This is a genomic window from Tautonia plasticadhaerens, assembly GCF_007752535.1.
GTDB classification, from domain to species: domain Bacteria; phylum Planctomycetota; class Planctomycetia; order Isosphaerales; family Isosphaeraceae; genus Tautonia; species Tautonia plasticadhaerens.
Genome location: NZ_CP036426.1, coordinates 1,219,063 through 1,238,696, shown reverse-complemented (window position 1 = coordinate 1,238,696; position 19,634 = coordinate 1,219,063). Strand labels below are relative to the sequence as shown.

Below are 19,634 nucleotides of genomic sequence, written 5' to 3'. Positions count from 1 at the left end.
ATCCCTCCCTGGCTCCCCGCTTGCGGGGAGCGGGCCGGGGAGAGGGGCCTTCGGGAGGCCGCGGCGACTGGCGCGTCGTCCGGGCCCCCCTCACCCAGCCTCCGGCCATCCTCCCCCCCAAAGACGGGGGCGAGGGTCGGAGTCTTGCCCCCTCTCCCCGCTTGCGGTGAGAGGGTTGGGGTGAGGGGTCGGTGCGTGGGACACGGGCGCTTGCTCGTCATCCGATCCCCCCTCACCCGGCCTCCGGCCATCCGCTCCCACGCAGGCGGGGGCGAGTGTCGGACGCCGGACCTGGCGTCAGAAGGTCGGGATCTTCACCTGCTGGCCCCCCTTCTGGGCCGACTCGTGGGCGCAGAGGCCGACCATCGTCCAGTTGGCCGAGGTCTCGGCGTCGGGCAAGGCGGGGCGTTCCCCCTTGATCGCCATCAGGAAGGCGTGGGCCAGGTGGGGGTGGCTGCCGCCGTGGCCGGCCCCCTGGGTGAAGGAGAGGTGCTCGTCCCCCTCGCCGCCGTAAACCCCCCGGGTGGTGAAGGCCTGGATCGGTTCGGGCAGCAGGTGGGCGAAGTCGGGCACCTTGACCCGCTTCGGGATCTCGGGCTCGGGGACGGGGTTCGCCTCGGTGCTCTTGGTGTGGATGACCGGTTCTTCATCCTCGACCTGCTGCCACTCGAACGACTTCTTCGAGCCGTAGGCGTCGAAGCTCTCCCGGTACTGGCGGGCGGTGTCGAAGAGGCTGCGGGTCACCTCGGCGCTGACGTCGGAGTCCCGGATCGAGAAGGTGGCCGTCTCGACGGCGAAGGGGGAGCCGTACTGGGGGATCAGCTCCTCGCGGATCCGGCCCGAGCCGTAGCAGGAGACCGCCTCGGCGTGCTTGCCGAGGATCGCCAGGCAGGGGCTCACGCAGTGGGTGGCGTACCACATCGGCGGCAGGCCCGGCCAGTAGTCGGGCCAGCCGTCCATGTCCTGCTGGTGGGAACCTCGGAGGAACTGCAACCGGCCAAGCTCCCCCTTGTCGTAAAGCTCTTTCACAAAAAGGTATTCGCGGCTGTAGACGACCGTCTCCATCATCATGTAGACGGTGCCGCTCTCGCGCTGGGCCTCGACGATCCGGCGGCACTCGTCGACCGAGGTCCCCATCGGCACCGTGCAGGCGACGTGCTTGCCGGCCTTCAGGGCGGCGATCGACTGCGGGGCGTGGTCGGGGATCGGGCTGTTGATGTGGACGGCGTCGACCTCGGGGTCGGCCAGCAGTTCCTCGTAGCTGGTGTAGCGCTTGGTGATCTTGAAGCGGTCGCCGCACTCGTCCAGCCCCGCCGGGTTGCGGCGGCAGATGGCGTGCATGTCGGCGCCGGGGTGCTTCTGGTAGATCGGGATGAACTCGGCGCCGAAGCCGAGGCCGATGATCGCCACCCGGATGGGGCGGTCGGTGATCGTCTTGGTGGTTGCCATGGTCGGTCGCCTCTGGTTGATCGGGCGGCCCTCGCCGATGCCTCGACGGCGGGGCCGGATGCGCTCGGCTGCAAGATAGAATGGAGCGGTCGCTCTCGCAAGGGCGCGGCCCTCCCCGACCGATCAGGCGCCGAGGGGAGGGACGGTGCCGTCGGGGGTGGCGAAGACCGGGACCGTCGCCGGGCTCGCCCAGAGGCCGAACGAGGGGCTGCCGACGGCGACGATCGGCCGATCCGGCTCGATCCCGGCCAGGCACCGGACGACGAAGGCCGCCGCCGGGAACTCGTCGAGCCGGGGGAGGTCGGCCAGCCGGATCGGCTCCGACAGCGCCAGGCCGGCCGACCGGTAGGCCCGCTCCACGAACTCGCCGCAGTAGAAGCGGTCGCCGCCGATCCTCATGACGAAGTCATACCGGGCGCCGGATTCGAAGGCCGACCGGCAGAAGGCCAGGGCGGCCGGGATCCGGCCCCGGTCCTCCGGCCGGACCCGACGGACGCCGAAGGCGCCCCGGACCTCGGCCATCCAGGCGTCGAAGGGGACCCGGCGGACGCCCCCCATCCGGGCGTCGTAGACGACCGGCTCGCCCCCCTCCGAGGCATACAGGCCGACGTGGGAGAACGGGCTGTCGGCCACCGCCGCGGCCAGCTCGGAGATGCACTGGGGGCCCCAGGAGTCCCGGCCGTGCCGGAACACCAGGTCGCCGTCGGCCAGGGTCGTCGCGGCCCAGCGTCCCCAGGGGCCAGCCGACCAGGCCGTCCGGTCGACCTGCCCCGGCAACCAGGGCCCCGGGGCCGTCGGCCGGTGGGGGGGCCGCTCGGGAGCCCGGCAGCCGGGTCCGGCCGCGACCGAGAGGGCGGTGGCGATCGCGGCGATCGCGATCGCCGGGGGTCGGTGTCGGGGCCGTCGTCGCATCGAGACCTCCCTGCCCTCGGGCCCCGTCCGTCCGTGGCCGGGATCCTCCCGGGGCCGCCGGAGCCCGCATGCCGGGCCCATCGACTCGACCCGGCCGACCCGAGCGGGCCGGGCATCTTGATCTCGCCCGGCCCGGTCCTAGAACATCGGCTAGATTCCCCCCGCCTCGCGAGCCGAGCCCGAGCAACCGGTCCCACCATGAGCCACGCACCGACCGCCACCGACCCCACCCCCGCCGTCGCCGGCCCCCCGGTCGAGGACCTGCCGTTCGACGCCGTGCTCCTCGTCAGCTTCGGCGGCCCGGAGGGCCCGGACGACGTGATCCCGTTCCTGGAGAACGTCCTGAGGGGCAAGCCCGTCCCCCGGGAGCGGCTGCTGGAGGTCGCCGAGCACTACCGGCACTTCGGCGGCGTCAGCCCGATCAACCGGCAGTGCCGGGAGCTGATCGACGCCCTCCGCCCCGCCCTGAAGGAGGTCGGCGTCGACCTGCCGATCTACTGGGGCAACCGGAACTGGCACCCGATGCTCCCCGACACGATCAGGCAGATGGCCGACGACGGCATCCGGCGGGCCCTGGCCGTCGTCACCTCGTCGTACAGCTCCTATTCGGGATGCCGACAGTATCGGGAGAACCTGCAGTCCGCACTGGGGGGACTCGGAGACGACCGGGCCCCGCTGATCAACAAGATGCGGGTCTGGTACAACCACCCGGACTGGATCGCCGTCAACGCCGAGCGGGTCGGGGACGCCCTCGGCCGAATCCCCGCCGACCGCCGCGACTCGGCCCGGGTCGCCTTCACGGCGCACAGCATCCCGGAGTCGATGTCGAGGAACTGCAACTACGTCACCCAGCTCACGGAGACCTGCCGGCTGGTCGCCGAGGAGTTGGGGATCCCCGAGGGTCGCTGGTCGCTGGTCTACCAGAGCCGGAGCGGCCGCCCCCAGGACCCCTGGCTTGGGCCCGACGTCGTCGACCACCTGGAGGTGATCCGAGCCGAGGGGGCGACGGACGCGGTCGTCCACCCGATCGGCTTCATCAGCGACCACATGGAGGTGATCTTCGACCTCGACGAGGAGGCGAAGGACGCCTGCTCCCGGATCGGCCTGAACATGGTCCGCTCGGCCTCGGTGGGGACGCACCCGAGGTTCGTCTCGATGCTGGCCGAGCTGATCCGGGAGCGGGTGACGGCCTCGCCCGAGCGCCGGGCGGTCGGCCGGTTCGGCCCGAGCCACGACGTCTGCCCGATCAATTGCTGCCTGCTCCCCGCCCGCCCGCCGTCGTCGGGGGCGGGGTGACGCCCTGCGCCTCCGCGAGGGCGGCCCGCCTCCCGGCACGGGGCCGGCCGGGTCACCTCGGTGGGGGTCCGTCGTAGGGTTGTCTTCACGGGGGTCGATCTGTCAGAATGCCCTCGACCCGGGGGGATCCCCCGGCCGATCGAACCGCATGACCCCCTCGGAGGGCCCGCCCGGATGAGGATCCTTGTGACCGGCGGAGCCGGATTCATCGGCTCGGCCCTGGTGCGCCAGCTCGTGGCCGAGACGGACGCCGAGGTCGTCAACGTCGACGCGCTGACCTACGCCGGCAACCTGGACTCCCTCGGCAAGGCCCTGGACGACCCCCGACACCACTTCGAGCGGGTCGACGTTTGCGACTCGGGCGGGGTCAAGCGACTCTTCGAGCAGTACCGGCCCGACGCCGTCATGCACCTGGCCGCCGAGTCCCACGTCGACCGCTCCATCGACGGCCCGGCCGACTTCATCCGGACGAACATCACCGGCACCTTCTGCCTGCTGGAGGCGACCCTGGCCTACTGGCGGTCGCTCGACGACGACGCGAAGGGCCGCTTCCGGTTCCTGCACATCTCCACGGACGAGGTCTTCGGCTCGCTCGGCGCCGAGGGGTTCTTCACCGAGACGACCCCCTATTCGCCCAACTCCCCCTACTCGGCCAGCAAGGCGAGCAGCGACCACCTGGTCCGGGCCTGGCACCACACCTACGGCCTGCCGACGCTCATCACCAACTGCTCGAACAACTACGGGCCGTACCAGTTCCCCGAGAAGCTGATCCCGGTGATGATCCTCAACGCCCTGGCCGGCAAGCCGCTGCCGATCTACGGCAAGGGGGACAACGTCCGGGACTGGCTCTACGTCGACGACCACGCGCGGGCCCTCCGCCTCGTCCTGGAGAAGGGCGAGCCCGGCGAGACGTACAACGTCGGCGGCCACAACGAGAAGACCAACCTGGAGGTCGTCCACGCGATCTGCGCCCTGCTGGACGAGCTGGCGACGGACTCCCCGCACCGGCCGCACGAATCGCTGATCACCTCCGTCACCGACCGCCCCGGCCACGACCGGCGGTACGCCATCGACGCCTCCAAGATCGGCCGGGAGCTGGGCTGGACGCCGACCGAGACGTTCGAGACGGGCCTCCGGCGGACGGTCGAGTGGTACCTGGCCAACACCGGGTGGTGCGAGCGCGTCTCCTCGGGCGCCTACCGCGACCGGCTCGGCCTGAAGCGGGAGCACCAGCCGGCATGAGCACGAGCAGCAGCAGCACCAGCACCGGCGGCAACGACCGACGCGGCATCATCCTCGCCGGGGGGATGGGGACCCGGCTCTACCCGCTGACCCGGGTGACCAGCAAGCAGCTGCTGCCGGTCTACGACAAGCCGATGATCTACTATCCCCTGAGCACCCTGATGCTCTCCGGGATCCGGGAGATCCTGCTGATCTCCACGCCGACCGACCTGCCCCGATACCGCGACCTGCTCGGCGACGGCTCCCAGTGGGGACTCCGCCTCGAATACGCCGAGCAGCCCCGGCCCGAGGGGCTGGCCCAGGCCTTCATCATCGGCCGGACGTTCATCGGCGACCGCCCCTCGGCCCTGGTGCTGGGGGACAACCTCTTCTACGGCCACGGCTTCCCGGAGATGCTCCAGCGGGCCTCGAACCAGCCCGAGGGGGCGACCGTCTTCGGCTACCACGTCAACGACCCCGAGCGCTACGGCGTCGTCGAGTTCGACGGCGACCGCCGGGCGATCAGCATCGAGGAGAAGCCGAAGCAGCCGAAGTCCAACTACGCGGTCGTCGGCCTGTACTTCTACGACAACCAGATCCTCGACATCGCCGCCAACCTGGAGCCCTCCCCCCGGGGGGAGCTGGAGATCACCGACGCCAACCTCGAATACCTCCGGCGCGGCGGACTCCGGGTCGAGGTCATGGGCCGGGGCATCGCCTGGCTCGACACCGGCACGCATGAGTCGCTCGCCCAGGCGTCGGACTTCATCCGGGTCATCGAGCAGCGGCAGGGGTGGAAGGTCGCCTGCGTCGAGGAGGTCGCCTACCGGATGGGCTACATCGACGCCGACCGCGTCCGGGAGCTGGCCTCCGGCCTGAGGAACGAGTATGGCCAGTACCTGCTGGACCTCGTCGAGCGCGAGCCCCTGCCATGAACGTGATCGAGGCCGACCTGCCCGGCGTCCTGATCCTGGAGCCGAAGGTCTTCGGCGACGACCGCGGTTTCTTCTTCGAGACCTGGAACCAGGCCCGGTACGACGAGCTGGGCATTCCCGGCCCCTGGGTGCAGGACAACCTGTCCTATTCCGCCCGAGGGGTGCTCCGGGGCCTGCACTACCAGCACCCCGACGCCCAGGGGAAGCTGGTCAGCGTGCTGAAGGGGGAGGTCTTCGACGTGGCGGTCGACATCCGGGCCGGCTCGCCGACCTTCGGCAAGTGGGCCGGCGTCACCCTCTCGGCCGCAAACAAGCGGCAGTTCTGGATCCCCCCCGGATTCGCCCACGGCTTCGCCGTCACCGGGGACGACGCCCTGTTCTGCTACAAGTGCACCTCGTACTATGCGCCGACGCAGGAGGGGACAATCCGCTGGGACGACCCGGCGCTGGGAATCTCCTGGCCGGTCGAGTCGCCGACCCTCTCGGGCAAGGACGCGGCCGGTATGCCCCTGAATGACGTCCCCCCCGATCGCCTCCCCCGGTACGAGACGGCCGGGTGAGCTGACCCGATCCCCAGGGCGGGCCGCCTCGATCGCGGCTTGAATCGCCGATGCACCTGCTCGTCAGCTTCCGGAGCGTCCGCCACCCCTCTCGGGCCGCCCTCGGCCTGCTCGACGTCCGATCCGGGCGGGCCCGGGTCGCCCTGGAGTTGCCCGCCGGCGGCGGGCGCTGCGACGGCCTCGGCGGGCTGGCCCAGGCCGGCCGGACGCTCTACGCGACGACCGCGCCGTTCCGCCACCTCGGCGAGTCGGAGCCCTCGCTGCTCTGCCTCCGGGCCTCCGACCTGGCGGTCGAGGCCCGGTACCGCCTGGACGGCCTGGCCGACCTAACGGGGCTCTACGTCCTCGACGGCTCGCTCTACGTCGTCTCCTCCGGCACCGGGGAGGTCGTCGCCTTCCGGACCCTCGGGGACCGAGTCGACCCGTTCGACCGCTTCACCTGGCGCCCCCGGATCGCGGTCGAGGGACTGGCCGATCCGATCCTGCACGCCCTCGCCTTGCGCGGCGGGGAGTTGTTCGCCTCGGCCACCGACCGGGCCAGCTTCGACGCCTTCCTCTTCAACGTCACCCGGGACTTCGTCGCCGCCCGGGCCCTCCAGGACCCGCAATCGCTGGCCGAGGTCGGCGGCTCGCTCTGCTACGCCGCCGGCCGGTTCGGCGCCGTCCACCTGCTCGGGGAGGACTTCATCCCGACCCGATCGGCCGGCGTCGACGGCCTCGCCCGGGGCCTCTGCGTGCTCGACGGCTCGGTGTTCGCCGCCTCCTCGGCGGATGGTCGCTGCACCATCCACCGCCTCTCGGCCGACGACCTGGCGATCGAGCGCTCGTTCCCCCTGGATGTGGCGGGTGCCGAGGTGGCCGACCTCCTGCCGATCGAGGGGCTCGGCGATTGGCCGGATCCGCCGGAGCCGTTCTGGCTCGACTCCTTCGGTGAGACGATTTGAGCGTCGGACCCGACCGTCGCCGGGCGCCGCCTCCCTCCCGGGTCGGTGCTCGACCATCCCCGCACCCGACTCGTCGACCGAAGCCCGGGGCCGTCGTGGGACGAGCACGGCCCCCCAATCGACCCGACCGCCCGGCCCTCGGTCGAATCCGGGAGGCCTCGCCTTCCCCGGGGCGGCCGGATCGGCCAGAATGTTCCTCCAACCCCGATTGGCCCGCCTGCCTCTCCCGACCCCGATCCCGACGAGGGTGCCCCGCCATGGTGTCGACGCTGCTCGCCCTCGTCCTGTTCCCGGCCGATCCCCCCCAGACGCCGACCATTTCCAGCCCCGTCGGCTCGGGCCGGCAGGGGTTCTCCGGGGACGGCGGCCCCGCCAGCGAGGCCCGGCTCGACCAGCCCTTCGACGTGGCCTTCGACCGGGACGGCAACCTCTACCTCTCCGACACCTTCAACCACCGGATCCGGAAGGTGGACGCGGAGACCGGCGTCATCACCACCCTCGCCGGCAGCGGTCGGAAGGGGTTCTCGGGGGACGGCGGCCCGGCGACCGAGGCGACCATGGACGAGCCCTACGGTGTCTGCCTCGACCGGCAAGGGAACCTCTATTTCGCCGACCGGCTGAATCGGAGGGTCCGCAAGGTGGACGCCTCGGGGGTCATCTCGACCGTCGCGGGCAACGGCTCGGAGTCATCCTCCGGGGACGGGGGCCCGGCGGCGATCGCCGGGCTGGTCGAGCCGAACGGGGTGGCGCTGGACCCGGAGCGGCAGACGCTCTACATCGCCGACGTCTCCGGCCACCGCGTCCGGGCCGTCGACCTGGAGACGGGGGCCATCCGCACCGCCTCCGGGACCGGTGAGGCGAGGCACGACGGGGACGGGGGACCCGCCCCCTCCGCCGGCCTGCACGGGCCGAGGGCCGTCGAGGTCGGGCCGGATGGGACGCTCTACATCCTCGAACGCAACGGCAACACGCTCCGGGCCGTCGACCCGACTTCCGGGCTCATCCGGACCCTGGCCGGGACGGGCCGCAAGGGATATTCCGGGGACGGCGGCCCGGCCGCCTCCGCCACCTTCGACGGCCCCAAGGAGATGGCCCTCGGCGACGGCGAGCTTTTCATCGTCGACACCGAGAACCACGTCATCCGCCGCCTCGACCTCGACTCCGGGCGGGTCACCACCGTCGCGGGCAGCGGCGTCGCCGGCGGGGGGGGCGACGGCGGCCCCGCCACCGAGGCGCAGCTCGACCGGCCCCACGGCGTGGCCGTCGGCCCCGCCGGGGAGATCGTCATCGGCGACACGAACAACCACCGCATCCGGAGCGTCTCGCCCCCGGATTGAGGGCGATCGACGGGCAGTGCCGCCCCCCGGTCGCCCGGCCGAGGGGCCTCCCGGGACGCCACCGGCGCCGGGCTCGCGTTTCGAACGTCGACTCCACCTTCCCCCCTCCCACAGGCCCCGACCCGCCCCACCATGACCGAAGCCGACGCGCCCGCCCTCGACCTCGCCGACGACTTCCCTGCTTTCGAGCCGCACCCGCTCTTCCGCAGCGGGCACGCGCAGACGCTCGTCGGGTTCCTGGCCCGGGGGAAGCCCGTCCTGCTACCGATCGGCCGTTCCGAGCTGGAGCTGGAGGACGGCGACCGGCTCGTCCTGCTGGAGAGCGCCCCGGCCGACTGCCCGAGCGATCGCCCGATCGTGGTCCTGGTGCACGGGCTGGCCGGGCACGCCGAGAGCGACTACCAGGTCCGGTTCACCGACCGGCTGCTCCGAGCCGGGCTCCGGGTGGTCCGGGTGAACCTCCGCAGCGCCGGCTCGGGGCTCGGGCTGTCGAAGGGCATCTACCACGGCGGCAGGAGCGACGACATCCGGGCCGTCGCCGAGCGGCTGGCCCGCCGATACCCCGAGGCGCCGATCGGCCTGGTCGGGCTCTCGCTGGGGGGGAACATCGTCCTGAAGCTGGCCGGCGAGGCGTCCGACCGCCCGGTGCCGAACCTCGATTGCGTGCTCGCGGCCAACCCGCCGATCGACCTGGCGCTCTGCTGCGAGCGCATGAAACGCTTCCCGCTGTCGCTCTACGACCGCTACTTCGTCCGGCAGCTGGTGGCCGACATCAAGCGGCTCCACGACGTGGTGCCCGACCTCGGGCCGGTCGACCTGGCCCGGGTGCGGTCGATGGTCGACTTCGACCAATGCTACACCGCCCCCCGCAACGGCTTCGACGGCGCCCAGGACTACTACCGGCGTGCCAGCGCCAGGCCGATCATCCCGGCGATCCGGGTGCCGGGGCTGGTCGTCCACGCCCTGGACGACCCCTTCATCCCGGCCGATCCGTTTTTTTCCGTGGATTTCCCGTCCCAAATCCGCCTGGAAGTTGCTCCTCGGGGAGGACACCTCGGCTTCATCAGCCGCCAGAGGTGGGGGATCGACCGTCGCTGGCTCGACGCCCGGTTCGCCCACTGGCTGGCCTGCCGGTGGGGCCGGCCCTCGGCCCCGACCACGACCCCGGACGCGACGGCCCCGGCCGTCGGGGGGTGACGCCGAGGACCTGACTCCCCCTTCGGATCGAACGCCAGGCGGTATCATGCCCCGACCGGCCAGATCTCCCGACAGGCTTCGCGCGGCCATCGAGGTCCTGAACCGGGCCCGCGAGTCGATCCTCGACCAGATGGCCGACACCGTGCTCTCGATGGATGAGGAATTCTCCGAGGGCGGCTTCCAGGTGAACGAATTCCTGGAGGTGCACGGCTCCCGGCTCCATTTCCTCTGCCTGCTCATCAGCCAGTTCGAGATGCTCAGCGACGCCCGGTCCCTCGATGCCGTCGCCCGGGATCGCCCCCGGGAGAAGCGTGCGAGGAGGCGGGACGAGTCGAAGCCCGCACCCTCCGCCTCCGCCTCCCCGGCGGGCGAGGACGCCCCGCCCGCCTCGGAGGAGGCGACCAACGACGCCTGATCCCGGGGCGAAGGTCGATGCGATGCGATCCGATCCCCCCGTCGATTGCGTCGCCTCACCTCACGACGCATCCCGTCGGGTGGGGTCCGTCCGGCGACTCATTCCGGGACCGACCCGGTCGCGACCCCCGCGCCGGCCCGGCCCGCATGGTCGTCGACCGCCCGGCCGCCGAGGGACGACCGGCGGGCCAGGCCGACCCAGCCGACCAGCAGGATCGCGTTGACGGCGAAGGGCACCACGAAGACCCCGGCGGTGTCACCCAGCCGGCCGACCACCGCCCCGGCCAGGAGGTTGCCGAGCAGGGCGCCGGCCCCGGCGGTGATCACCGTGTGCAGGCCCTGGGCCCCCGCCCGGCGATGCGAGGGCGCCTGCGAGTCGAGGAACATCTGGCCGGCGACGGTGAAGCAGGCGATGCCGATGCCGTGCAGCGGGATCCCCGCGATCGCCAGCCAGAGCGGGGGATCCGCCGCCAGGCTGCCGTAGCGGACGACCCAGGAGGCGATCCCGAGGGCCAGGGTCCCCCGGTCACCCAGCCTCCGGAACATCCAGGGCAGGGCCCAGAGGGCGAAGATCTCCGGCACCTGGCCCAGCGTCATCGCCGGGGCGATCCAGCGCCTGGGCAGGCCGATCTGCTCCAGGTAGGGCGGCTGGACCTGGAACATGTAGGGGAGCGTCAGCGTCACCCCGAAGGCGGTGACGAGGTACAGCGCCACGATCGGCCGGCGGAGCAGCGAGGAGGCGTCGGCGACCGCCTCGGCCCAGCCCGGGCCCGGGCCGACGGCGGCCAGCGGGGGCGTCCGCGGCAGTCGGAGGCAGAACCCGGCGAGCAGGGCCGCCAGCACCGCGCCGACGGCGAACGCCTCCGAGGCGCCCCGTCGGGGGCCGTCGGAGCCGGTGATCGCCATCGCCTGCGCCACCATCCAGCCGGCGACCATCCAGCCGACCGTCCCCCAGAGCCTCACCCCGCCGAACTGCTCCCGGGGCCGGGGGAGGTTGCGCAACGCAATGGCGTTGCCCAGGCCCGAGGCGGGCGCCACGACCAGCCAGTAGACCAGGAACAGGACGAAGATCGGCCAGGCCCCCTCGACCCGCCCCGAGGCCATCACGCCCAGCAGCCCGGCGGCGACGGCGTAGATGACGCACATCAGGCGGTCGGCGGCGAGGCGGCGGTCGGCCAGCTGGCCGGCGCCGATCGGGGCCAGGACGCTGCCGAGGGCGAACGTGGCGAAGATCCAGCCCCGGGCCTCGCCGGAGATGCCGAGGTCCTTCAGGTGGACCGCCAGCATCGGATACCAGGTGCCCTGCACGGCGTACAGCAGGGCCATCATGATCGCCAGTCGTCGCCCCAATTGCTCCCCCTCGCCCTCGGTCGACCGGGCCCGGCCCCGGCCCCGGCCCGGTCTCGCCCCGCAATCATAGCAGGGGCGTGAAGCCCGGCCACGGCCCGGGACTTGCGTAAGTGTGGCCGGCCCGATCGATCGCGGATCGGGCATTTCCGCCGTAAGGGCGCAGCATGATTCGGCGGATCCGCCTATGATGTGGCGACTTGCCGCCGGTCAAGACGGCCGTCGCCTCGGCAGTCGCGCTCCTGGAGGGTCCATGGCCGATATCGTCCTGATCAATCCGAAGTTCGAGATCTCCTACTGGGGCCTGGAGCACGCGTTGCCCCTGATGGGCAAGAAGGCCAACCTCCCGGTCGCCGCCCTGCCGCTGCTGGCGGCCCTGACGCCGGAAGGGCACTCGGTCACGGTGGTCGACGAGAATGTCGAGCCGATCGACTTCGACCGCTGTGCCCGGGCCGATCTCGTCGGCCTGACCGGGATGAGCGTCCAGCGGTTCCGCATGACCCAGATCCTCACCGAGCTGAAGAAGCGGGGCTGCTTCACGGCCGTCGGCGGGCCATACGTCACCGTCCAGGAGGACTACTTCGAGGGGCTGGCCGACGTGATCTTCGTCGGCGAGGCCGAGCAGACCTGGCCGCAATTCCTGGAGGCCTGGCCCCAGGGGCTGCACCAGTACCGCTACGAGCAGTCCGAGAAGACGGACATGTCGACGGTGCCGACGCCCCGGTTCGACCTGATGAAGTCGGACCGCTACGCCTTCGGCTCGGTCCAGTTCTCGCGCGGCTGCCCGTTCCAGTGCGAGTTCTGCGACATCATCGTCACGTTCGGCCGTCGCCCCCGGATCAAGACCGCCGAGCAGGTCATCGCCGAGCTGGAGGCCGTCCGTCGTTCGGGCCTGAAGGTCGTCTTCGTCGTCGACGACAACCTCATCGGCAACAAGAAGGGGATCAAGCCGATCCTCCAGGCGGTCGTCGACTGGCAACAGGCCAACGCCTACCCGCTCACCTTCTTCACCGAGGCCTCGCTCGACCTGGCGGATGACGCCGAGCTGATGGACCTGATGGTCGAGGCCAACATCACGTTCGTCTTCGTCGGCATCGAGACCCCCAACGAGGAGGCGCTCAGGGAGACGAAGAAGCTCCAGAACCTCCGCAAGGGGGGGACCATGATCGAGAAGATTCACCGCATCCAGGACGCCGGGATGGGCGTCTGGTGCGGGATGATCATGGGCTTCGACAGCGACGACGAGACCATCTTCGACGCCCAGCGGCAGTTCCTGCACGAGGCCCGGATCACCACCTCGATGACCGGCATGCTGCACGCGATCCCCAAGACACCGCTCTACGATCGGCTACTCGCCGAGGGCCGACTCGACCTCGACGACCGGCCGGCCTACGGCACCAACGTCATCCCGCTCAAGCTCTCCCGGCAGGAGCTGCGAGACGGCTATGTCCGGGTGATGAATGAGCTGTACGAGCCCGAGGCCTACTTCGAGCGGATGGAGGACCTGTTCCTCAAGGGGAATCTCAACATCGGCCGGGGTCGACTCCGATGGTGGCGCACGCGCCCCCACCTGCGGGCCAAGACCGAGTTGATGTGGCTGCTCCAGTCGATCGGCCTGTTCATCCGCCTGATGACCTCGGTGCCCGACCCCGCCCTGCGACGCGAGTATCGCCGCCGGATGTGGCGCTATCTGAAGAAGCGGCAGAACCCCGGCATGGCCGTGACCTACTTGCTGCACATCACCATGCACTACCACGCCTACACGCTGGCAAGGTCGCTCCGAGGAGCGACGAAGGGGACCGAGGGAGCCACGGCCGATCGCGAGCCGATGCTCATCAACTCCTTCTAACCTCGGCCCGGGGCGGCGTCCGACGACGCCGGGGACGGACGACGACTTGCCCCCGTCCTCCCCGACGGATCGATTGAAGTGATCCGGCCGGTCGTGCCGAACCAAGGAAGCGAGGCAGGTCGCGCCGCGAGCCCCCCGGTCGGGGGGGCCGGCCGGGCCGCCGGTTCGCCCCGGGGTGGACGATCGCCCCTGGGGGAGGCAGGAAGGGAGCTTCCATGTTTCGGAGGAACCGGGACGACCACCCCGCCGTCGTCCCCCCGGCTCCCGCGTCCGTCCCCGCATCCGACCGCCGACGCCACACGCCCGATCGACGACGACGGCCGAGCCTGGAGGGGTTGGAGGCCAGGCAACTGCTCTCCAACGCCCCCCCCATGGCCAGCGCCGCGGTGTCGAGCCCCGTCCCGGGGCCATCGGCCTCGTCCGCGCCGGTCGTCTTCCGGCACACCCCGCTGCCGACGCTCCGGGCCTGGTCGGGCCAGCCGTTCGAGGGGGCGGTGGCCTCATTCATCGCCAATACGCGGATCCCGGCCGACCAGCTCTCGGCGACGATCGACTGGGGGGACGGCCAGGCCTCACCCGGCGTCATCCAGCCGAGCCCCTGGGGCGGCTTCTACGTCCGCGGGGCGCACGCCTACGGACCCGGGACCTCCGGCATGACCTGGGTCCGGGTGGACGTCTCCGACGCCCGGACCGGCGGGTGGCTCGTCGGCGTCGAGCAGCGGATGGCCGTCTCGCAGCCCTCCGCGTCCCGGGCGGCCCTCGTCTCGGCCGGGTTCCAGCCGGCCGCCTCGCAGGCGGACCACGCCGCCCGGCCCCAGCCCGCCCGGCTCCGCTTCGTCGAGCGTCGCCAGCGCTACCACGACGCCACCGACCGCTTCGCCCGGGGGGAGGCCTCGGCCGAGGACATTCGCTACGTCTCCCAGGTCCGGGATTTCATCGAGGATCAGAACAAGAGCTACTTCGAGAAGCTCGGTGACACCTTCGTCGACTCGATCCCCTTCACCTGATCCCCCCCGGACCGGGCCGGGGGGCGGGCCGACGGCGTGCCCCCCGAGGCCCCGCCCCGACCCGCCGCTCACTCGGCCGGGCCGGCGAACCGGAGCCGGCCGTAGTCCTCGTACTGGTGGAAGCTCGGCCGGGTCAGCGGGGCGGAGCTGAACAGCAGGGGCTCGGTCCCCTCCGGGCCGTAATCGTACCGGCAGAGGGCGAATCGCCACACGTCCCCCTCCTCGGGCCGGCCGCCGGTCGGCTCGACGAGGGTCCAGGGGATGCGGCCCTCGACCCGCCAGGAGCGGTCGGCGTCCCCGGGCTGGTCGAGCGTCCCGTCGACGACCGCCACCGCCTCGAACCCCATCGTCGGCCGGGCGGCCAGCTCTTCGAAGTCGAATCCCCGGCGGGGGAACGCCAGCTCCAGGATGACCGAGCGGGGGTTGGCCTGGAACTCGTAGTAGCGCGGGTCATCCTCCGAGGGCTTGAAGAACAGCTCGAAGACGTCTCCCAGCCAGAGCCGGTCGTTCCGCTCGGTGCCGAAGGCGCGCAGCTCGGCGTCGGTCATGGTGGCGGAGAAATAGAGGGCGTCGTCGTCCCAGACGAGCACCGCCCGGGTCCCCTCGCGCGGCTCCCCGGCCCAGAAGGCGGCGAAGTCGGTGACGGCGTCGTCGGCGGCGGCCTCCCAGGCGGGGTCGTCCAACTCCCCGTCGATCACCGGGGCCGTCTCGACCCGACGGCAGGTCGCCTCCCGGGTGATCGGCGGCCCCTCCTGGGCCGCGTCGGCGCCCATCGAGGTCAGGGCGAGCAGGAGCATCGACGCCGGGATCGGGCTCGTCGGGCGCATGACGGGGACTCCTCCTTCGGGGCGGTTCGAGGCGGGTCGAGCAGGATTGTACGAGGGCAGCGCGAGGGACGCGAGGACATGCCCCGGGAGGACCTCCTCGGAGTCCCGGGGGATGACGAGGGAATACGGCGCGGGATAGGGGCCGGCGCCCGCCCCCCATCCCCCCGCCTCGCTCGCCTCGCCTCGCCCCGAGTCGCCCTCCCGCTTGACACGGCCCCGACGCCGGGCGATAGTCGACCGGCCGACCAATCCCCCTCGGCGATCCCGTCGCTTCCCTCCTCACCCCACCCCGCCCCGACGCGATGAACGACCGCCCGTCGCTCTACCTGCTCGATGCGTATTCGATCATCTATCAGGTCTTCCACGCCATCCCCCAGATGACCGGGCCGGCGGGGCAGCCGACCAACGCCGCGTTCGGCATCTTCCGGGACGTGCTCAACCTGCTGAGGGACCGCCAGCCCCACTCCGTCGCCGCCGCCTTCGACGGCGCGGGCCGGGTCTTCCGCTCCGACCTCTTCGAGGACTACAAGGCCAACCGGGCCGCCATGCCCGACGACCTCCAGCCCCAGATCCCCGTGATCAGGCGCGTCTTCGAGGGCTTCCGCATCCCGGTCCTGGAATTCAAGGGGGCCGAGGCCGACGACGTGATCGCCACCGTCTCCCGGCTCGGGGTCGAACGGGGCATGGACGTCTACATCTGCACCTCCGACAAGGACGCCCGCCAGCTGCTGGGCGACCACGTCTTCATCTACAACCTCCGCAAGCAGGCCGTGCTCGACGCCGCCGGCCTGAAGTCCGACTGGGACATCACCCCCGAACAGGTCGTCGACCTGCTCTCCCTGACCGGGGACGCCGTCGACAACGTCCCCGGCGTCCCCGGCATCGGGACGAAGACGGCGGCCCAGCTGCTCAACCAGTTCGGCTCGCTCAACGCCCTGCTCGACAACGTCGCCAAGGTCTCCGGCGCCAAGCGCAAGGAGAACCTCTACACCCACGCCGACACCGCCCGACGCGCCCGGGAACTGATCGCCCTGCGGACCGACCTGCCCATCGCCTTCGACTGGGACGACCTCCGCCGGGGCGGCATCGACCACGCGGCGCTGAAGTCCCTGTGCGTGGAGTGCGGGTTCCACCGCTTCCTCGACGAGCTGGGGGCCGACGACGCCAAGCCGCCGGAGGACGTCTGGCCGGTGGACCGGTACCAGGCCGTCGACACCCCCGAGAAGTTCGACGCCTTCCTCGACCGCCTCCGGGCACGGGCCCGGTTCAGCTTCGACACCGAGACGACGGCGCTGGACCCGCTCCGGGCCGAGCTCGTCGGGATGTCCTTCTCCTGGGAGGCCGGCGAGGCGTACTACCTCCCCGTCCGGGGCCCCGAGGGGAGCACGACCCTGGACGAGCGGGCGACGATCGAGGCGCTCAGGCCCATCCTGGCCGACCCGGGCCGGGAGATCGTCGGCCAGAACCTCAAGTACGACATGCTCGTGCTCGGCCGGCTGGGCGTGGAGCTGTCGCCCTCGATCACCGACACGATGGTCCTGAGCTACCTGCTGGAGAGCGGCGAGCGGAACCACAACCTCGACGAGCTGTCCCGTCGCCTGCTCGACCACACGATGATCCCGATCTCCAGCCTGATCGGGAAGGGGAAGAACCAGACGACCATCGACACCGTCGCCGTCGATCGGGTGACCGCCTACGCGGGAGAGGACGCCGACGCCGCCTGGCGGCTCGACGCCATCCTGGGCCCGAGGGTCCGGGAGGAGGGGCTCTGGGATCTCTACGCGGAGCTGGAACGGCCCCTGATCCCCGTGCTCGCCCGGATGGAGGCGACCGGGGTCGCCGTGGACGTGCCCCGGCTCCGCCAGCTCTCGGCCGAGTTCGCCGGGCGACTGGAGGCGATCAAGGGGGAGATCTACGAGCACGCGGGCCGGGAGTTCAACATCGGCTCGGCGCCCCAGCTCCGCCAGGTCCTCTTCGACGAGTTGAAGCTCAAGCCGACCAAGAAGACCCCCGGCGGCGAGCCGAGCACCGACGCCGAGGTGCTCGAGGCCCTCTCCAACGCGCACCCGCTGCCCCGGCTGATCGTCCAGCACCGCCAGCTCGACAAGCTCAAGGGGACCTACCTCGACGCCCTGCCGGGGCTGGTCCACCCCGACGGCCGGATCCACGCCTCGTTCAACCAGGTGGTCGCCGCCACCGGCCGGCTCAGCTCGTCGGACCCCAACCTCCAGAACATCCCGGTCCGCACCGAGGACGGCCGCCAGATCCGCCAGGCGTTCGTCGCCGGGGAGCCGGGCTGGTCCCTGCTGACGGCCGACTACTCGCAGATCGAGCTGCGGATCCTCGCCCATTATTCGAAGGATCCGGAGCTGGTCCGGGCCTTCGCCGAGGACCGGGACATCCACGCCGTGGTCGCCTCCCGGATCTTCGGCGTCCCCGAGGCCGAGGTGACGAGGGACCAGCGCCGGATGGCCAAGACGGTGAACTTCGGCGTCATCTACGGCCTCAGCGCCTTCGGCCTGTCCGGGAGGCTGGGGATCTCCCAGGCCGACGCCTCGGAATTCATCGACGCCTACTTCCGGCAATACGAGGGGGTGGACCGGTTCATCACCGAGACGCTGGAGCGGGCCAAGGCCGCCGGCCGGGTGGGGACGATCCTCGGCCGTCGCCGGGCGATCGACGGCATCAAGAACACCACCGGCCGGGTGCGGAACCTGGCCGAGCGGACGGCGGTGAACACGGCGATCCAGGGCTCGGCCGCCGACCTGATCAAGCGGGCGATGCTCCAGGTCGACCGCCGCCTCCGGGGCGGAGGCTCCCGGGCCCGGATGCTGCTGCAGATCCACGACGAACTCGTCTTCGAAGCCCCGCCGGACGAGCTGCCCGAGCTGGCCTCGATGGTCCGGGAGGCGATGACCACCGCGCTGACGCTCGACGTGCCGCTCCGGGTCGACCTGGCGGCCGGCCCGAACTGGCTGGACGTCTCCCCGATGACCTGAACGTCGCAGTCCCCGGGGTCCCGGCCCGCCGCATCGGCGAAACGCCCAGGCCCGGGGGAATCCCGTTGATCGGAGCCGGGAGATCGAGTATATCTGAATCGAGTGTTCGCAGGTCTCCACGCGTTCGCGCCACCCCGGCCCCCCTCCCGCCTCCGAATCTCCCTCCCGCGATGGATTCGCTCGATCGCGGGGATCGGCCCGAGGGGGCCGACGTTCGACCCCGAACATCGCTCGCCGAACCCGACCGAACGGGATCGGAGCCATCCCGATCGGTCGTCTCGCTCATCTTCTTCCCTGGCCGTCCCGTCGTGCGGACGGCCCACCGCCCTGGCGCGGGCCCTCACACGGACCCACCCCGAGACGCACCCCCGGGCCGCTCCCGCTCCCGAGTCGATCCGACCAGGCCGAGCCGACGTAGTGCTCGCCGCGCCCCCGCCGCTGGCCGATCGGCCGGCACCGCCAAACCCCTCGCTCCGAAGACGAGTCCGACACCCATGGCCCGTTACGCCCGACGCCCCTCCGGACAGCGCCGCCCCCCCGGCCCGTGGAAGAACGGCCCGGTGCCGGTCGTCGGACTGATCGGCGGGATCGGTTCGGGCAAGAGCCTGGCGGCCTCCGCCCTGGCGGCCAAGGGGGCGACCGTCCTGGACGCCGACGCCATCGGGCACGCCCTGCTCGACCAGCGGCCGGCCCGGGACGAGGTCGTCGCCCGGTTCGGGGACGACGTCCTCGCCCCCGAGCCCCCCGAGGGGGGCCCCCGACGGGTCGACCGCGAGGCCCTCGGCCGGATCGTCTTCGACGAGCCGACCTCGCTGAAGGCGCTGGAGCGGATCCTCCACCCCCGGATGCGGAAGACCTTCGAGAAGGCCATCAACCGGGTCGCCCGGCGGCAGGAGGCGCCGATGGTGGTGCTCGACGCCGCGATCCTGCTGGAGGCCGGCTGGGACGACCTCTGCGATGCCGTGGTCTTCGTCGAGGCGCCGCCCGCCGCCCGGCTGGCCCGGCTGGCCGCCTCTCGGGGCTGGTCGGCCGAGCAACTCTCGAAGCGGGAGCAGGCCCAGTTGCCGCCGGCCCGCAAGCGGGAGCGGGCCGACCACGTGCTCCCCAACGACTCGACCCCCGACGCCCTGGAGAAACGTATCGAATCCCTCTGGGGACGCCTGACCCGCCGGCCCGCCTGGCAGCCCTCGTCGGACGACCGGGAGGGCCCGCCGCCCCGAGGCGCCCCGGCGGCGGGCGACGCCGATCGGCCCGGCCCCCGGCAACGATCCCCCCGCCCCGAGGCCCCCCGGGCCCGGCCCCGGGGCCGTCGGTCGCGATGACCCGAGGACCCGGCGACC

The 19,634-nt window shown here is 71.8% G+C and carries 16 protein-coding genes; 12 read left to right on the top strand and 4 right to left on the bottom strand.

Annotated elements, in window-relative coordinates; all coding sequences use genetic code 11:
* Positions 1 to 297 precede the first annotated feature (297 nt).
* Both ElP_RS04695 and ElP_RS04690 read right to left on the bottom strand, forming a co-directional pair.
* Entirely contained in the window at positions 298 to 1,449 is a 1,152-nt protein-coding gene (locus tag ElP_RS04695; protein ID WP_145267530.1) for a Gfo/Idh/MocA family protein, read from the bottom strand.
* A 123-nt stretch (positions 1,450 to 1,572) separates the two neighbouring features.
* A complete protein-coding gene (locus ElP_RS04690; protein WP_197446717.1) occupies positions 1,573 to 2,361 on the bottom strand; it encodes a YiiX/YebB-like N1pC/P60 family cysteine hydrolase in 789 nt (262 codons plus the stop codon).
* Between the two features lie 198 nt (positions 2,362 to 2,559).
* Between ElP_RS04690 and ElP_RS04685 the strand changes: the two genes are divergently transcribed.
* The 8 genes from ElP_RS04685 to ElP_RS04650 all read left to right on the top strand — a co-directional run bounded on the left by ElP_RS04685 (position 2,560) and on the right by ElP_RS04650 (position 10,266).
* Positions 2,560 to 3,657 carry a ferrochelatase gene (locus ElP_RS04685; RefSeq protein WP_145267528.1) on the top strand — a complete coding sequence of 366 codons (1,098 nt, stop codon included), beginning with the start codon at positions 2,560 to 2,562 and terminating at the stop codon, positions 3,655 to 3,657.
* A 174-nt stretch (positions 3,658 to 3,831) separates the two neighbouring features.
* On the top strand, positions 3,832 to 4,899 hold the full coding sequence (rfbB, locus tag ElP_RS04680) for a dTDP-glucose 4,6-dehydratase (RefSeq protein WP_145267527.1): 1,068 nt from the start codon (positions 3,832 to 3,834) through the stop codon (positions 4,897 to 4,899).
* Entirely contained in the window at positions 4,896 to 5,813 is a 918-nt protein-coding gene (gene rfbA, locus ElP_RS04675) for a glucose-1-phosphate thymidylyltransferase RfbA (RefSeq protein ID WP_145267526.1), read from the top strand. Before rfbB ends, rfbA begins: the two co-directional genes overlap by 4 nt.
* Complete coding sequence (gene rfbC, locus ElP_RS04670; protein WP_145267525.1) at positions 5,810 to 6,373, top strand: dTDP-4-dehydrorhamnose 3,5-epimerase; 564 nt, start codon at positions 5,810 to 5,812, stop codon at positions 6,371 to 6,373. Before rfbA ends, rfbC begins: the two co-directional genes overlap by 4 nt.
* Before the next feature lie 50 nt (positions 6,374 to 6,423).
* Positions 6,424 to 7,317, top strand: a complete 894-nt coding sequence (locus tag ElP_RS04665; RefSeq protein ID WP_145267524.1) for a hypothetical protein — start codon at positions 6,424 to 6,426, stop codon at positions 7,315 to 7,317.
* Between the two features lie 257 nt (positions 7,318 to 7,574).
* The gene (locus ElP_RS04660; RefSeq protein ID WP_145267523.1) at positions 7,575 to 8,654 is read left to right on the top strand and encodes an NHL domain-containing protein; all 1,080 of its coding nucleotides are present in this window, start codon (positions 7,575 to 7,577) and stop codon (positions 8,652 to 8,654) included.
* Between the two features lie 132 nt (positions 8,655 to 8,786).
* Positions 8,787 to 9,851 carry a YheT family hydrolase gene (locus ElP_RS04655; RefSeq protein ID WP_145267522.1) on the top strand — a complete coding sequence of 355 codons (1,065 nt, stop codon included), beginning with the start codon at positions 8,787 to 8,789 and terminating at the stop codon, positions 9,849 to 9,851.
* Between the two features lie 46 nt (positions 9,852 to 9,897).
* On the top strand, positions 9,898 to 10,266 hold the full coding sequence (locus ElP_RS04650; protein ID WP_145267521.1) for a hypothetical protein: 369 nt from the start codon (positions 9,898 to 9,900) through the stop codon (positions 10,264 to 10,266).
* Between the two features lie 98 nt (positions 10,267 to 10,364).
* Here ElP_RS04650 and ElP_RS04645 read toward each other — a convergent pair whose 3' ends face one another.
* On the bottom strand, positions 10,365 to 11,615 hold the full coding sequence (locus ElP_RS04645) for an MFS transporter (protein ID WP_197446716.1): 1,251 nt from the start codon (positions 11,613 to 11,615) through the stop codon (positions 10,365 to 10,367).
* Between the two features lie 250 nt (positions 11,616 to 11,865).
* On the opposite strand from ElP_RS04645, the gene ElP_RS04640 reads away from it, so the two are divergent.
* Together ElP_RS04640 and ElP_RS04635 are read left to right on the top strand one after the other, a co-directional pair.
* Positions 11,866 to 13,461 carry a B12-binding domain-containing radical SAM protein gene (locus ElP_RS04640; protein ID WP_145267519.1) on the top strand — a complete coding sequence of 532 codons (1,596 nt, stop codon included), beginning with the start codon at positions 11,866 to 11,868 and terminating at the stop codon, positions 13,459 to 13,461.
* A gap of 215 nt (positions 13,462 to 13,676) precedes the next feature.
* On the top strand, positions 13,677 to 14,468 hold the full coding sequence (locus tag ElP_RS04635) for a hypothetical protein (RefSeq protein WP_145267518.1): 792 nt from the start codon (positions 13,677 to 13,679) through the stop codon (positions 14,466 to 14,468).
* Positions 14,469 to 14,536: 68 nt separating this feature from the next.
* Here the strand turns inward: ElP_RS04635 and ElP_RS04630 are convergent, their stop codons facing one another.
* On the bottom strand, positions 14,537 to 15,295 hold the full coding sequence (locus tag ElP_RS04630) for a carbohydrate-binding family 9-like protein (protein WP_145267517.1): 759 nt from the start codon (positions 15,293 to 15,295) through the stop codon (positions 14,537 to 14,539).
* A gap of 302 nt (positions 15,296 to 15,597) precedes the next feature.
* Here ElP_RS04630 and polA point away from each other — a divergent pair, with 302 nt between their 5' ends.
* Entirely contained in the window at positions 15,598 to 18,294 is a 2,697-nt protein-coding gene (polA, locus tag ElP_RS04625; protein WP_145267516.1) for a DNA polymerase I, read from the top strand.
* A 494-nt stretch (positions 18,295 to 18,788) separates the two neighbouring features.
* Positions 18,789 to 19,616 carry a dephospho-CoA kinase gene (gene coaE, locus ElP_RS04620; RefSeq protein ID WP_197446715.1) on the top strand — a complete coding sequence of 276 codons (828 nt, stop codon included), beginning with the start codon at positions 18,789 to 18,791 and terminating at the stop codon, positions 19,614 to 19,616.
* Positions 19,617 to 19,634: the final 18 nt, after the last annotated feature.

Excerpts from the sequence above, each read along its gene's own strand:
- rfbC (WP_145267525.1), top strand. The coding sequence starts at position 5,810 with ATGAACGTGATCGAGGCCGACCTGCCCGGCGTCCTGATCCTGGAGCCG.
- ElP_RS04695 (WP_145267530.1), bottom strand. The coding sequence starts at position 1,449 with ATGGCAACCACCAAGACGATCACCGACCGCCCCATCCGGGTGGCGATC.
- polA (WP_145267516.1), top strand. The coding sequence starts at position 15,598 with ATGAACGACCGCCCGTCGCTCTACCTGCTCGATGCGTATTCGATCATC.
- rfbA (WP_145267526.1), top strand. The coding sequence starts at position 4,896 with ATGAGCACGAGCAGCAGCAGCACCAGCACCGGCGGCAACGACCGACGC.
- ElP_RS04630 (WP_145267517.1), bottom strand. The coding sequence starts at position 15,295 with ATGCGCCCGACGAGCCCGATCCCGGCGTCGATGCTCCTGCTCGCCCTG.
- coaE (WP_197446715.1), top strand. The coding sequence starts at position 18,789 with ATGGCCCGTTACGCCCGACGCCCCTCCGGACAGCGCCGCCCCCCCGGC.
- ElP_RS04635 (WP_145267518.1), top strand. The coding sequence starts at position 13,677 with ATGTTTCGGAGGAACCGGGACGACCACCCCGCCGTCGTCCCCCCGGCT.
- ElP_RS04690 (WP_197446717.1), bottom strand. The coding sequence starts at position 2,361 with ATGCGACGACGGCCCCGACACCGACCCCCGGCGATCGCGATCGCCGCG.
- ElP_RS04640 (WP_145267519.1), top strand. The coding sequence starts at position 11,866 with ATGGCCGATATCGTCCTGATCAATCCGAAGTTCGAGATCTCCTACTGG.
- ElP_RS04685 (WP_145267528.1), top strand. The coding sequence starts at position 2,560 with ATGAGCCACGCACCGACCGCCACCGACCCCACCCCCGCCGTCGCCGGC.
- ElP_RS04660 (WP_145267523.1), top strand. The coding sequence starts at position 7,575 with ATGGTGTCGACGCTGCTCGCCCTCGTCCTGTTCCCGGCCGATCCCCCC.
- rfbB (WP_145267527.1), top strand. The coding sequence starts at position 3,832 with ATGAGGATCCTTGTGACCGGCGGAGCCGGATTCATCGGCTCGGCCCTG.
- ElP_RS04650 (WP_145267521.1), top strand. The coding sequence starts at position 9,898 with ATGCCCCGACCGGCCAGATCTCCCGACAGGCTTCGCGCGGCCATCGAG.
- ElP_RS04665 (WP_145267524.1), top strand. The coding sequence starts at position 6,424 with ATGCACCTGCTCGTCAGCTTCCGGAGCGTCCGCCACCCCTCTCGGGCC.
- ElP_RS04655 (WP_145267522.1), top strand. The coding sequence starts at position 8,787 with ATGACCGAAGCCGACGCGCCCGCCCTCGACCTCGCCGACGACTTCCCT.